This is a genomic window from Scytonema sp. UIC 10036, from assembly GCF_009725235.1.
In genome coordinates this window covers 89,799-105,226 of record NZ_WJFC01000002.1, presented here as the reverse complement: position 1 = coordinate 105,226, position 15,428 = coordinate 89,799, and the positions used below count along the sequence as shown (strand labels likewise).

Genomic DNA, 15,428 nt, shown 5'->3' with positions numbered 1-15,428 from the left:
TTCCACGACATTGTTCCCCCAAGCGTCCCCATCGCTCAAAAATGAATCGTACAGCATCTCTAGATCGATAAAACCATATCTGCTAGGGTCAGTCGTTCTAAAATTTACAAATAGTAACGTTGCTCATCGTCATGTATAAAACCAAATTGCACGATTTCGGACAAGACTTACTCTACAAACAAATGACCGAACAACTTAAACTCCTGTCTCACAGGAATCTGAATCACAAATTTCGTTCCCTCTCCAAGACTAGACAAACAGTTCAATTTGCCATTATGCTTATCAACGATAATTTGATAGCTAATTGACAGACCCATACCTGTACCTTTTCCTACAGGCTTCGTTGTAAAAAACGGCTCAAAAATACGTTGCTGAACATCCTCTGACATACCTAATCCATTGTCGGCGATCGCAATTTCTACCCAATCTAAATTGATTGCTGAGGTACGAATTGTAATTTGGCTGGTATTGTGTTTAATTTCTTGAGAAGTTGGTTGAGCTTTAAGTTGTTCTATCGCATCGATTGCGTTGATTAAAATATTCATAAATACTTGGTTGAGTTGTCCTGAGTAGCACTCTATAAGAGGTAAGTTGCCATAATCCCGAATGACTTCAATTTCTGGATGTTTGGTGTTGGCTGCCAAACGATGCTGGAGAATTAGTAATGTAGTTTCAATTCCTTCATGAATATCAACTTGCTTGACCTCAGCCTCATCTAAGCGTGAAAAGGTTCTTAGAGATTTGACGATTTCTCTAATTTGTTCAGTACCAACTGTCATAGATGAGAGTATCTTCAATATATCTTCATTCATAAATTCTAAATCGATCTCATCAATTTTGTTTTGAATTGCAAAAGTGGGATTGGGAAATTCAGTTTGATAAAGTTGTAGCAACTCCAGCAGATTATGTGTGTAATCAGAAAGGTGATACACATTTCCATGAATAAAATTAATAGGGTTATTAATTTCATGAGCTACTCCAGCCACGAGCTGTCCCAAACTCGACATTTTTTCGGCAATCATTTGAGCTTGGGCGCGTTGGAGGTTTTGGAGAGTGTTTTTTAGCTCAGATGTTCGTTCTTCAATTCGTTGTTCTAATTGGTGATTAGTTTGTTCCAAAGTAGTAAATGATTCTCGCAACTGCTGTGCCATACGATTAAATGAACGAGCTAGAACACCTAACTCTCGAATATGAGGAATTTCTACATTTTGGGATAATGCCCCTCTGGCAATGGCCTCAGATGCTCGACTTAAAAACATGATGGGTCGAGCAATCCACTGTGAAGTATAAATTCCCAAAACTATTGCAACAGCCAGTGCAGCTAGGCATAACAAGATTGTTGTGCGTGTATTAGCATGGATTTGTGCCATAAAATCAGACTCAGGAAGTACTACCACACTCAGCCAATCAATTCCTCGCCCGTCTTGAATTGGTGAAACTTGCACAAATTGGCGTTTGCCGTGAAGTAGAAAATCAAGTTGTTGGTTATCCTTTATAACGCTAAGATTACCAAAGCGTTTAAATAAAGCTTGTGCTGTAAACCTAATCGCAGGATTTTCAATTTTGTTCGCGGGGATCTGCTCTAGTTTCGAGTCCTTAATCTTGTAGGGTTGTTTGATAACGGAACTGGCAATTAAATTTCCCGCTTTATCTATAATAAAAGTTTGTCCAGTATGACCAACCTTGACGCTTTTGAGAAATTCATGGATCTTTGAGACACGAAAGTTACTATTTTGTACTCCCAAGAATTTTCCTGTTGGGCTGTAAATCGGCTCAGACAAAGCAATTGTCGCTTTTGATGAACCTGTAGAACCTAAAAAGATTTCACTCCAAGTTGGTTGTCCTGCTTTTAATGCCGCTTTATACCAAGGTCGGGTATGGGGGTCAAACGTTTGAATTTTCAATACTTCAGCTCGTTGACCTTGATTGTTAAGGCGGTAACTTTTACGATTGGGCAAAATTGATTTGTCTGCGGTTCGAGCTACAATAAATCCTTCTTCCAAACGTTCAATTAGAACACTGCTTCCTTCAAAAGTAGCAATCTGGAGAAAATCTACGGTGTTTTGGTTCACTAAACGCCAGAAATAATGCTCCAATCCTTGAACATCAGTTAAATTGATTTGTCCTTCTGAAATTGCAGATGCAAGGGTTTGATTAACAATGTAGGGTTTTTCTAAATAATTGAGAATTTGTTGATTAATACGAACGCTGATTTCATTGCGTAGTTCAGATGCAACAGTATTAACTGCTTTGTAACCATTACTGATAGTTAAATAACCAGTTAATCCAACAATTGCGAAAATTTGCAGTACGAAGGGAATAATGAGAATCAGGTGTAGTGGCAACTGTTTGGATACAGAATGCCTTTTCACAGCTTTTAAAAACATAACTACAAAGAAAATACGATCGTTTGTTTTAACCAACATTTAACTTTATAGTTCCCCTTTATGGGGCAAAAGTAACTAACATGAAATTTATCGCACTCCTAAGACTTGGAAAATAATGGTATACGTTACCTATCTATTTCTCTAAAAAAATTATGAGAATCTCAAAATGAAATCTCCCTCTTCCAGTTATTAGTGCTTACATAAAAACTTAATAATGGATCGGTCTGATGGCAATACTTGTCGGTTAAGCCTAAAAATCCGAAAACACGTAGGTTGGGTTGAGGAACGAAACCCAACATTTATCAGCATTTTTTGGGTTTCGCACACGGGTTTACCCAACCTACAATTTCTACAATTTCCGAGAGTCCTTGCAGTATCGATCGCGATTCATCAGATCGAGTACTAACTCATATAAAAGCATACTCAGGTATCGGATGAGTTCGAGTGCATTTCATTTGGAATAAACACATAAGCTAAGTAGTCATCGTTAAACTTCGTACCTCAGAAGGAGGTTCAAGGGACTCTTGATACGTCATAGTTAACAGAGTACTTGTATCTAGAGTAGATAGCGCACTTAGGTAGTAATAAGTAATAAATGAATGTAAAAAATATGACACTTATTGAAAAGAACGACCTAGTTGAATTGAAGCGCGATGTTAGCCATGAGTTGTCAGAAGGTCTTGTGGGAATGGTCTTACAAAGTGATTCTGAAGAGGTAGAGGTTAAATTTCCTCTCCCCGGCAATAACGTGTATGCCCAACTGCCTCAAGAAGACGTCAAGTTTTTAGTCGCAGTAGATCCACCCAAAGACTAGCCAGTTTCAACTTTGTTGCGCTTATTTGAATGGGCAATTAACTGTGAAGTTTTAAAACCGCGCCATCAATCGGGCGGAAACAAAAAGCTCATTTTCTTCGCGAGGTAGGCTCGCGAAGAGATTTGGGATGTTTTTTTATGCCCCGACCAACATCAAACAATATTGAACTTGATAAGTTAGCTCGCTTTACCCGGTGTAAACAAGCCATTTCTGTGTTATAAAAACAACAGAAACAACTGTTAAAACTCGGGGACTTGGCACCAAAAGATGCTTGGATAGCGCGTTATCAAGTCCGGCAGAACAATAAGAAATACTAGTACTATAAATTACAAGTTCCACACCCATACTTTCAATGCGTCACCTCAAAAAAATTAAGTAAATACAAGCATTTGGGGAATTGGGTACGACATCTCATATTGATGCCGTCATGTCCGTCATGAGACGTAGTGTTTGGGATGAGATCCAAAAAGTTATTGATACCCTTGATGATTGCTTGCTAGATATTAGTTCTGGCTCTGAGCAAGAGTCGGAAGAACTTGAGGATTAAATCTCCTATTATTCGCGATGACATCTCGCAAATAATCTATTTTTTCCAAATCGGGATGCTCCCAGTTTTGGTCTGGTAGTTACGCTATTATTAGCGTTGGCGCTCAAGCCCCTTTAGAAAAGCTTATTGAATACGTACAAAACCAAGAAAAGCCAGATTAAGAATAAATGTTACTTCGTGTTTTATATTGGTTTCGCTTACCCCACCTAAAAGTAGACATCTTTATAGTCTTTTTAGGTGGGGACTGCGCTCAACATTCTTGTTGATGACAACCCATAGCGGAACTCTAATTGCTTAGAAATTTCGCTTTCAAGCTGACGCTTAGTTTTGTTGGTCTTTGCGCCAATGCTGTTAATTCTTTAAAAAAATTCATAACTAGAGAAAAAAGTAGTAAAGTATAGTGCTTTCTTCAGTATTTTTCCGGATGTTCTTACGTCTTGCGGGCGTTTAAAAAGAACAAGATGAGAAATACTATCTTGCAATTCTTTAATTGCGTGTCTCTCATGTTAGAGGTGGCTTATAAAGTAAATCATCTTAAGTAGGTTGGGCACACTCTTGGAGAAACCCCTGTAAATGTTGGGTTTCGTTCCTCAACCCAACCTACAGAATCATCTCTCAGCTCTTAATCAAGGTATTATTATGACTAGTATCGGTATTTACACTCTTGCCAATGATAAAGTTTACGACCAACTCGTAGCATTACTGAATAGTATTGAGGTAAATGTTAGCCCGGATATACCTATTTGCGTTATTCCTTATGATGACAAACTAGATCTTGTTAAGCAAGAAATTCAATCTAGAAAAAATGTGACCATTTTTGATAATTATGAAGCCCTTCAGCGATGGGATGATTTTGTCAATCAAGTATGGGATGCTCACCCGAGAGCTAGGGAATCTAAATTACAGCGTCCGGGATGGTATAAAGGATTTGTTCATAGAAAAATGGCGGCTTTTGACGGAGAATTTGAAAAATTTGTCTTTTATGATGCTGATAGTTTAGCTATGAAAAACTTGAATGATGTATTTGCTAAATTAAATAGCTACGAGCTAGTTTTTGATGATTGGGAACACGTTAAGCCTCAAAGAATTACAGATCTCAATTTAGAACATATTGCCAGTGTTAAGAAGTGTACAGAAGACAAATTACGCTCTAGAATTCACTGTAATAGTTTTGTAGGTTCGCATCAATATCTCTTTGGTATTTCAGAGTTAAATGATTTCAAAAAGCGTCTGTTCGAACAACAGGAAATTGAATGGATTAAAAGCAAATTTTGGTGGGCGAGTTCGGCTTTATTTAATTATATGACTCTTGATGATAAGTACTCTATGTTCAACTATACCCAGAGTGCTAATAGTCAAGATAGAACTGGTAACTGTGCTAATGCGGATAAGTTTGTGAATATTAACAATGTTCTTTACAACCAAGACGGATTAAAACCGATTTACCGACTTCACTACATGAGTTACTCTTCCGTAGATTTTGCTAGACTGTGTCAAGGTGAAGATGTTAATATTTGTTATAAGAATGAGTTTTTGCACTATCGCTTTCTCAAACAGCCAGAACTAAAACCACTAGAACTAAAACCACCTGGAGTATGGTCAAAAACTCAACGATTCTTCAAAAAAGCTGTTAATAAAACTAAAAGAACCATAACCTAATTTTTATCAGAGTGCATATGCCTAAAATAAGTGTTTGTATACCAACCTTCAATCGCATGAATTTATTGCCTTATGCTATTGAAAGCGTACTCAAGCAAACATATCAAGACTTTGAATTAATTGTTTGTGATGATGGTTCTCAAGATAACACCCCCAATGTTATGTCGCAATATACAGATAGCCGTATTCAGTATATTCGTCATTCGCAAAATATTGGTAAAAGCAATAATATGCAATCGGGTTTTAATGCAGCAACAGGTGAATATTTTATTAAATTTGATGATGACGATCGCTTAACTCCAGAATTTCTGTCACGAACGGTTGCTATTCTCGATAGGGATTATAGTATAGATTTTGTTGGTACAGATCACTGGATTATAGATATCAACAACTTGCGTGATGAAACCGGAACTCAAGAAAATTCTCGCCGTTGGGGTAGGACGAATTTACCAGAAGGTGTAGTTGATAATTTACTAGAAGTTGTCTTTGTTAACCAAAGTTTCCAAATAGGAGCAACTTTATTTCGGCGTGCTCTCTTACAGGAGTTGGGATTTGTGCAACTCCATGTGCAAAATTGTGAGGATAGCGATTTGTTTGTCAGGTTAGCTTTAGCAGGAAAAAAGGGCTATTATTTACCTGAATTGTTGATGGAATATCGTATCCACTCAGAACAGCAAGGGATTGCTCGCGCAATTCCCTATTTCACTGATAAAATTCGGTATTTGCAGAATTATAAATTTGAGAATGAAAAATTAGAGAAAATTAGGAGACAGCGTCTTTTAGAAACTCAGTTGTTGTTGGGATTGCGGTTAATTGAAACGGGTGAAACTCTTCAAGGAAGAGAGTTACTTTTGGCTAGTCAATCTTTTTCTACCGCTAAAGCATGGCTCGGATTAACTTTGTCGGTTTTACCTGTTGGGTTGCGTCCTTGGGGATTTGATTTGTTAAGAAGGGTGAGTTCATCAAATCTTTGGAATATACTTCAGTACTCTCCCTGATGTTACTGAGTGCGAATATCAAGTAAAAAGAAATAGAAATAGATAACTAAAACAATTATTATGAATATTATTTTAATGGGTTATTATGGATTTAAGAATGTTGGTGACGATTTGTGTATTCAGGAACTCATTAAGTATTTTTCTGGAAAAGAAGTTATTACAAAAATATTTGTGTTTTGTGAAGACAATTCTTATGAAACAATGAATAGTAAAGTTGTCTTTTGCAACACTCGTAAATTATCAACCATTCAAAAAGCTTCTATACTTTTTCAAAGCGATTATTTAATTTGGAGCGGTAGTACTTATAATTTAAAAGAGAATTCTGGTAAATTGTTGATGGCGCAAAAATTTGCAAAAATGACGGGTAAGCGTTTCAGTTATATAGGTGTAGGTTTAGAATCTTTTAAATCGGAAGAATTAGAAACGAAAGCAAAGTTTTTGAAAAATGCAGATGTACTGTACCTAAGAGATAAAAATTCCTATGAATTGGCTGTTTCTAAGCTAAAATCTGTTAAATCTTATTTAGGAGGTTATTTAGCATTTTTAAACGTGGATGGATATGACAAGTTTATTAGAAGCGATTGCTCAAGTCAATTAAAAAATATTTCATTTACAGGAAACTTCTGGTGGGGTGAAGGAAGGGCTGAGTTTTATTCACAACAGCTACTCCCATTGATTGAAAAGTTTAATTCGGTGATTCATTTATTACCCGCTCAACTATGTGTGGAAAGAAATGATAATAAATTTCATAAATTGCTGAAGAATTATTTACCTGATGAAAATTGCAAGCTGCACTCGTGGAATCAGCCACAAGATTTTGTGGAAATTCTCAGCCAAATGGATTTTCACTTTGGCAATAGGCTTCACTCTATCATACTTGCCGATCTTCTTGGAATACCCAATGTAGGAATTGATGAATATATTTCTAAAAACTCTAAAATCAAAAACTACATTGATAAAACAGAAATGTTACCCCTACAAAGGATGTTGAATTTCATGGAGCCAATCCATATTTGTGCGATCGAACAAATCTTCCATGAATATCAAAGACCAAGCAAATTTATTTTGAATGAATCGAAGACAGCAAAAGAAAGTGTGGACTTGGTTTTGCAAGAGCGATCGCAAACTAGTGTAGCAATATCTCCTGTACCAGTTGAGTTGCGTTCTTAAATAACATCTGAAATATTTCCCACTTTCTAAGAACCAAACAAATTCTTAAAATCTCAGAATTTCTCGCTCATAGTTTTCCGGGAAAGGCGTTATTTCCCAGACTATCCCTTCTTGTGGTTCTAGAGCAACTTCCACAAACAGTTGTTTGACTGTAGTTGTAGCTACATCTTCATTATCAGGGAATGGCTGCAAGTCTTCTGTCAGGAGCCTCAGTGTAAAACCACCAGGAATAGCTAATTCCTCCACAGCATTACGCAACTCAAAGCGCCAAATGATAACCTCTTCTTGTAGTTTTGGTAATATCCTCAGTTCGTAGGATTGACCCGCAATCTGTAATTGCCGCAGAAAAAATGTATCTAATTGTGTTGCTTCTTCCGTACTTCGCGCTCCTGCTGCACTGTGTTGTAAATTGAACCTTTCCCATCCAATGGCTTCAACTGCTTGGGAAATACCCTTTTCCAACCAAGCTAAAAGCGACCATTCCTCTTGTAGTCCCAAGCGTCGGTGGTATAAGCTTTTACGCCAACCTCCATGTTCCATCAATCCACCCCAAAGTTGAAAAGGGATTTCCATTCTTGGTGAAACAATCTCGCTTGTTTCCAAACGGGAAATAAGGTTCTGTGCTTGTTCTTGCGATAAAGTTGGCAATGCTGGGATGCTACTCCGTATAACTTCTTGCGGGCAAAGTTGATACGCAACTGCTAAAGTACTGATATCCCCAATGATATCTGTTGCTTCTAAAGAATAAGTGCGATCGCTTGCGTCATAACTTCCCTTACTTTTCAGTTGTGCGTGAGTACAGTAGCCCCAAACTTTAACGTATTCATCATCTGGTTCGACTTGTACTGCTAAATAATAATCCCCTGCCCAACTTGGTATATCTACCCATTCTTGTGGAACCCTCAATTCACTCATATCCATGTCCTCACTTGGAACCAAAATCAAGCGAGTTGTGTCAATCGTGATGGCGGTTCCATTGACAAATTCCCAAAAACTTGGTAAAGCAGCACTACCCAACCAAGGCTTTGCTTGGGATGCTAAATCTTCTTGCAACCAGGGTAAGACAGCAAAAAGGGAAATTTTATTGATATATGCTTGATAGCGAGCAGTCTGGTTAGAAAAAGACGTATTTTCTTGCCAAATCTGATTTTGAACGTTTTCTGGTACATCTAAAATCAGGTGAGTCGGTGAAGCAACGGTAAAAACGGTAGGGTTTCCAGTCATGGCGGTTATTTTAGGGATTCAGTGATTTTACAGAGTCAGAAAAGGTTAAACAGCTTTTTGATTTTTGTCTTGACTGTAGTAAAGTTGCAGCCATTCCTCCATCACAGTGCTGGTAGTTTTAAGTATGTCTGGTGTAATAGAAATATGCAGGTTTTCTTGACTCCAATTAGCTAAAGACTTCAGCAATGTTTCCCTAGTTTTAGTCAACCGTCGCGAGACAGTGTATTGCTGAACTTGTAGTTGTTTGGCAATTTGTTGTTGAGTTAATCCTTCAGCGTAGTAGAGCTGCAAAATTTCTCGGGCTTGTGGATCTAATTGGGTAAGCGCTTGTATCAAAACCTGATTAATCTGAGATTGGTGAGAGACCCTTAACTGTTGTTCTTCTTGGGCAATAATGTAGGTGAGGGGAGAGTCTAGTTCATTTGCTGGTATATTATCTAACCACTCACCGGAATCTTCTGAGTTAACGGGAGCGTTGAAAGAACTCACATTGGGGTAAAGGTATCTACGTACAGCTCTAGCACAAGCAAGTAGCCCGGTTTCTAAAGTTTGGGGGTTAACTTGCTGATGGGTTTGTGAGTTGTAAGCTTTAGCGATCGCCTCCCAAGTTTGATTATCGGGTTTGGACAACTGACGACTGTGATGAGCTTTATTTGGTACGTAAAGCAACTTGAAGCAGCTCCAAGCAGTCACATAAGCAACAATAGTGTCCCTAGGTAAGTTCTCAGCTTGCAATGACTCTTCCAAACGCTTTTTAGTAATTTTTCGCAAGAGACCCCAATCCGTACAAATATCTATTTCATGACGTTGCCTGAAAGTTTCACGAATAGCAAGCCCGAAGACTGTACTGGCATAGTTTTTTAAACGAGAACCACTATTAGGGTTAAAACCTTTGAAGATTTTATCAACTTGGGTAATTCCTATCTGAAAACAGTCTGATAGCTTGTACTGAGTTGTGGCAAAGCTAGCAACAATTTTTTGTGCTGTCCAGTAGCAGGGTTCTTGTAAGTAAGCGATGGTATGTTCTTTGGCAAGTCTTACTGATGAAGATTTGTGTATCTGATGATATAAAAAACTAATCCAAAAGTCTTCGTCCGTTTCTTGTGGGATTTGCTGTAGTGCCTTTTCCATACTGCGACGGAGCTTAGCATCCGTTACCCAACGACAGAAGCGATCGTTGCCAAATACCAAAAAAGTCGAAAAGATTTCAATAAGGTTGTTTCGAGGGTGCATAAAAGTACGCAAGCTGACCTAAAGAACAAGTGGGTCAAGCAAAGACGCTTCCCCAAAACTTTACTACAAACATCTCGTAATTTGTTCCGCAATATAGCAGTTCTATAGAAAAATAATGTGTCCACGCGCAGTTGGTACCAGTCGCTCAACCTACACTCAACAAACAAGTGCTGCTAAACTTTGGTTACTGCTGGTGGGAGTCAACCAATACCAAGATGAGCGACTCCCAAATCTGAACTACTCAGCAGTCGATTGTCAGGGGTTAGCGAAAGCTTTGGTTGGAGCAACCGAGCATTTTCCGCAAAAAGAAATAAAAATTTACCATGATTTTGCTCCACAATTACCTTACTTAGACACTGTTCGTGCTAGCCTTCAAGAAATCTCCACGGCTGCTCGCCCACAAGACACAATTTTATTTTATTTCTCCGGTCATGGAATATTTGTGCCAAACACTTATCAAACATTCCTATGTTTGGCAAATACTCAAAAAGATGACATACTCAACACGGGTTTAGCCATACAAGAACTGTTGCAATTATTGGGGAAATGTCCGGCACAAAATCAGCTAGTCTGGCTTGATGCATGTCATAGTGGTGGAATGACACTTAGGGGCGCAACTGTAGTAGAACCTTCACTAAATGCTACACGTCAACTGGTGGAAGTTTTGCAGAAAGTCGCCGCGATGAGTAAGGGATTCTATGCCTTGCTTTCTTGTGACACCGATCAGCAATCTTGGGAGTTTCCAGAACTAGGACATGGGGTATTTACTTATTATTTGATGCGCGGCTTGCAGGGAGAAGCAGCAGATTTACAAGGAGCGATTTCTGCCGATGGTCTTTATCGCTATGTTTATCACCAAACCCTACAATATATAGATAAAACGAACCAACAACTGCGCCTGATCAATCAGCAGAAACGGGGTAAAGGGGACACTCAGTTGTTTCGGGAATATCCCTTACAAACTCCTAAACGAATTGTAGAAGGTGTTGGGGAACTGATTCTTGGTTCAATTGGGACTATTGAGGAATCACGTCCCAAAAGGCAAGCGCTTGTCGTAGAAGGATGGAGCGGTACTCAAACAACACTTGCTTTTTGTAAAGTTTTGCGTAGTGCTGGTGGCTTTGAGTTGGAGTATTTACCCCGACAGGGGAAAGCAACTGCTAAAGAAGTTCGAGAAGCCATTCAAGAATTTTTGTATTTACCTCAACACAAGACTGAAAAACCAGCAACAGTGTTGTTGTATTTGCGCGGGCGACTGGAGGAAACCCCTACAGGAGAAGTTGCTTTAGTACTGTCTGAAGATATTTGGTTGAGCCGCGCTTGGTTGAGACAACAGTTACGGCGCTCTCAAGCAGCCCAAGAGATTATCATTTTAGATTTTTTGGCGGGGCAGAGCGATCGCATAACCCTACAAGAATGGATTGAAGATTTGCAAGTCGGTTCTGAAAAAGCACAGTGTATTATTGCTGCCAACTCGCCCCGTCACAATTTAGAACAATTCGCAGATGCTCTAGTCAGTACTCTCACAACAGCTTCTAAACCAACTGGCTTATCGATAGCTGGTTGGATTACTCAATTGCAAGTCTACTTGGCAGGAGCTTTTCCACTCCATATTTGGCTATCAGGGACACAAGGTATCATCGAAATTCTACCAGCATTTACCGATACACGCAGTCATAAGAAAGCGGCAGCATTGGACTTAGGAATTTGTCCATACAAAGGTTTAGAAGCCTTTGGTGAAGAAGATGTTCAGTATTTTTACGGTAGAGAAACCTTAACCCAACAGCTGATTAACGACTTAGCACGCAATTCATTCCTAGCGGTGGTAGGAGCTTCTGGCAGTGGGAAATCTTCCGTGGTGCAGGCGGGATTAATGACTCAACTGCGTTCTGGTAAACAATTACCAGGTAGCGAAAATTGGTGGCTCAAAAGTTTTAGACCTAGCGCACGACCTCTAGAAGCTTTATCGCGACGATTGGCTGCTTCGGGACAAGAGGATAAGGGGATAAGGGGACAAGGGGAAGTCGGGGGAGAAATGACCTCTTCATCTCCTAATCTTATACTAGAAGGGTTACTCTACCAAGGGGTAGAGGGTTTTGTCTACTGGGTGCGTAGCCGCCCGGAACCAATGGTGGTTTTGGTGGTGGATCAGTTTGAAGAACTTTTCACTCTTGCTCCTGATGAAGATAGAAAGCGATTTTTAGAACTTGTGTTGGGTGCAATACAATATGCTTCTGACAGGTTTAAATTGGTCATCACTTTACGAGCTGACTTTATCGCCCCCTGTTTGGAAGTACCAGCACTGGCTGTGCTCCTGCAACAATCGAGTGTACTGGTTCCCCCCAGATTGAATAATGATGACTACCGCCGTGTTATTGTTAACCCAGCCGAACAAGTTGGTCTAAAAGTAGAATCTGGACTCGTAGAAATTCTTTTACAGGAGTTAAACGACTCTGTAGGAAATTTGCCGCTCTTAGAATTTGTATTACAACAGTTGTGGGAATACCGTCAGGAGGGTGAACTGACTTTAGCAGCGTATCAGCAGCATCTTGGGGGGATTAAGGGTGCGCTAGAACAAAAAGCACAAGCAGTTTACGATGGTTTAGATGGTCTTGCACAAGATTGCACTCGCTGGATTTTTCTGTCGCTGACTCAGTTAGGAGAGGGTACGGAAGATACCAAGCGAAGGGTGTTGAAATCAGATCTGGTTGTGAAAAAATATCCCGCTCCTTTGGTGGAAAGAACATTGCAAGCTTAACTGCGGCGAAGCTTATAGTGATGGATTTGGAGGATGAGGGGGATAGGGGGATAGGGGGACAAGGGGACAAGGGGGACAAGGGGATAGGGGGACAAGGGGATAGGGGGGACAAGGGGGACAGGGGGAAATATTACCTGCTTTGTCTCTACCTACAAATGCGGTGACTATAGAAGTTGCTCATGAAATTCTTATTCGTCATTGGTCAACTTTGCGTTGGTGGTTGGAGGAAAATCGCAGTAAATTGCGCCTACAACGTCAAATTGAGCAAGCAGCCGTTTTGTGGAAGCACAACGACGAACAATCTGATTTTTTATTGCGGGGGGTGCGTCTGGCTGAGGCGGAAGAAATTTATGTCAAATATACTGATGAATTGTCGCATGATGTCCAAGGGTTTATTGCGGCTTGTCTGGAGGAAAGACAGCGACAACAACTCGCGCAAAAGAAGCGATTGCGACAAGCTCAAACGGCTGTTGCAGTTATTAGCGTACTTGGAGTGACAGCAACGGGTTTTGGTGGATTGGCTTATTTCAAACAACAAGCAGCTCAGGTGAGGGAAGTTGCTGCTTTGAATGCTTCTTCTGAAGCTCTACTGTTATCAAACCGACAGATAGAAGCATTAATCGCAAGCGTGAAAGCTGGGGAACAGTTGAAGCAAGTTTTTGCACCTGCAAAAGATGTGGATTTAGCAACTGTGGCTACTCTCCAGCAAGCAGTTTACCAAACTCAAGAAATTAACCGCTTGCAAAGTCACGCTCAACAAGTGAATGCTGTGAGTTTTAGCCCTGGGGGTAAACTTCTCGCCTCTGCTAGCGATGACTCTACTATAAAAATCTGGCGTGAAGATGGCAAATTAATTTCTACTTTTCCAGTCCAGCAAGGCAGAGTGACTAGTCTCGCTTTTAGTCCGGATGGGAAGTTTATCGCCTCTGGAAGTACCGATCGCACCATCAATATATATTCTATTGATGGCAAGGTAGTGCAAATTTTAACAGGACATAGTGATGTCGTTACGAGTGTTAGTTTTAGTACAACCCTTATCATTGTATCTGGTAGCAGAGATAAAACTGTGAAACTCTGGCGCATGAATGGCGGCTTAATTAAGACATGGAATGCCCATAACGGTTGGGTGAATAGTGTTACCTTTAGTCCGGATGGGAAGTTTCTTGTTTCTGGTGGTGAAGATAACTTTGTCAAGCTTTGGAATGTAGCAGATGGTCAGTTAATGAGAACTTTTAGCGGACATAAAGAACGGGTTACCTGTGTCAAATTTAGCCCGGATGGTAAAACTATTACTTCTGCTAGTGGCGATCGCACTATAAATCTATGGAAGCTTGATGGTCAATTATGGCAAACTTTGGGGGGTGAAAAGGGTCATACTCAGCAAGTCAACAGTATTAGTTTTAGCCCGGATGGCCAACTTGTTGTTTCTGGTGCGGCTGACGGTATGATGAAGCTTTGGAGTGTAGATGGTACTTTGTTGGCAACTCTTAAAGGGCATGATGAACCAGTTAGAGATGTGAATTTTAGCCCGGATGGGAAAATTTTGGCTTCTGCCAGTGATGATAAAACTATTCGGCTTTGGAACTTAACTAATATTAGAAAATCGCAAGATAAAAGTGTTTATAGTGTGAGTTTTAGCTCTGATGGAAAACTTTTTGCCTCTGCTGGATGGAATGGAGAAATCAAATTATGGCAGCAGAAGCAAATTGCCAATGCGTCTTTAGTTAAAGCTTTTAAGGGTGAGCAAGATATCATTTATGCTGTGATTTTTAGTCCTGATGGGAAAACTTTAGCAACAGCTGGTGACAATGGAAGTATTAAAATTTGGAATCTCAGAAATCAGCAGTTAATTAAAATATTAACGGGGCATGAAAAAAGAGTGACTAGTATCAGTTTCAGCCCAGATAATCAAATCATCGCTTCTGGAAGTGCAGATAAAACAATTAAGCTATGGCGTCTTGCTGATGGCAAGTTATTAAAAACGCTGTCAGGGCATAATGATGAGGTGACAAGTGTGGGTTTTAGCCCAGATGGTAAGATGTTAGCTTCTGGCAGCTATGATAATACTGTGAAACTTTGGCGTGTGGATGGTACTTTTGTGAGAAATTTGAAGGGTCATAGTTTAGCGATCGCACACCTGAGTTTCAGTCCAGATGGCAAAACCATAGCTTCAGCAAGTTGGGACAACACCATCAAACTTTGGAAGGTAACAGATGGTGGGTTAATAAGTACGCTAACAGGACATACAAACGGTGTAAAGAGCTTGAGTTTTATTTCAAACAGTCGGATACTAGCTTCTGGTAGCGCTGATGGTACTATCAAGCTATGGAACACCATTGATGGTACTTTGATGAAAACGCTATTGGGATATACGGGTGAAGTGAATAGCGTCAGCTTCAGTCCAGATGGTAAACTGTTGCTCAGTGGTGGGAGTGCTGGCGTGATGCTGTGGAATTTAGACTTAGACGATCTCATGCAGCAGGGATGCACAAAGCTAAAGAATTACCTAAAAAATAATCCGAATGTGAGTGAGAGCGATCGCAACATTTGCCAGCCATCCAAATAGCCGACATATTATACAAAATAAGGTGCGTTTACCCTGCTACTTATTTTACAAACCTTGAAGGCTACCAGCTTA

General features: G+C 39.9%; 8 protein-coding genes and 1 pseudogene. 6 read left to right on the top strand and 3 right to left on the bottom strand.

Translation table 11 applies throughout. From position 1 onward, the window contains the following. Window positions 1-167 precede the first annotated feature (167 nt). The gene (locus F7734_RS01850; protein WP_155743113.1) at window positions 168-2,426 is read right to left on the bottom strand and encodes an ATP-binding protein; all 2,259 of its coding nucleotides are present in this window, start codon (window positions 2,424-2,426) and stop codon (window positions 168-170) included. Window positions 2,427-2,997: 571 nt separating this feature from the next. Here F7734_RS01850 and F7734_RS01845 point away from each other — a divergent pair. The 5 genes from F7734_RS01845 (at window position 2,998) to F7734_RS01820 (ending at window position 7,575) form a co-directional block, all read left to right on the top strand. Beyond that, a complete protein-coding gene (locus tag F7734_RS01845) occupies window positions 2,998-3,201 on the top strand; it encodes a hypothetical protein (RefSeq protein ID WP_155743112.1) in 204 nt (67 codons plus the stop codon). 397 nt (window positions 3,202-3,598) lie between these two features. After that, window positions 3,599-3,748, top strand: coding sequence for a hypothetical protein (locus F7734_RS63015; protein ID WP_155743111.1), 150 nt, complete (start codon window positions 3,599-3,601; stop codon window positions 3,746-3,748). A gap of 639 nt (window positions 3,749-4,387) precedes the next feature. Beyond that, entirely contained in the window at window positions 4,388-5,407 is a 1,020-nt protein-coding gene (locus F7734_RS01830) for an Npun_R2821/Npun_R2822 family protein (protein WP_155743110.1), read from the top strand. 17 nt (window positions 5,408-5,424) lie between these two features. Further along, the gene (locus tag F7734_RS01825; RefSeq protein ID WP_155743109.1) at window positions 5,425-6,405 is read left to right on the top strand and encodes a glycosyltransferase family 2 protein; all 981 of its coding nucleotides are present in this window, start codon (window positions 5,425-5,427) and stop codon (window positions 6,403-6,405) included. Between the two features lie 60 nt (window positions 6,406-6,465). Next, a complete protein-coding gene (locus tag F7734_RS01820; protein ID WP_155743108.1) occupies window positions 6,466-7,575 on the top strand; it encodes a polysaccharide pyruvyl transferase family protein in 1,110 nt (369 codons plus the stop codon). A 45-nt stretch (window positions 7,576-7,620) separates the two neighbouring features. On the opposite strand, the gene F7734_RS01815 is transcribed toward F7734_RS01820, so the two are convergent. Together F7734_RS01815 and F7734_RS01810 are read right to left on the bottom strand one after the other, a co-directional pair. Further along, window positions 7,621-8,799, bottom strand: coding sequence for a DUF1822 family protein (locus tag F7734_RS01815; protein WP_155743107.1), 1,179 nt, complete (start codon window positions 8,797-8,799; stop codon window positions 7,621-7,623). A 45-nt stretch (window positions 8,800-8,844) separates the two neighbouring features. Then, the gene (locus tag F7734_RS01810; RefSeq protein WP_155743106.1) at window positions 8,845-10,032 is read right to left on the bottom strand and encodes a sigma-70 family RNA polymerase sigma factor; all 1,188 of its coding nucleotides are present in this window, start codon (window positions 10,030-10,032) and stop codon (window positions 8,845-8,847) included. 115 nt (window positions 10,033-10,147) lie between these two features. Between F7734_RS01810 and F7734_RS01805 the strand changes: the two are divergent. Continuing rightward, window positions 10,148-15,356, top strand: a pseudogene (locus F7734_RS01805) (caspase family protein). Window positions 15,357-15,428 lie beyond the last annotated feature (72 nt).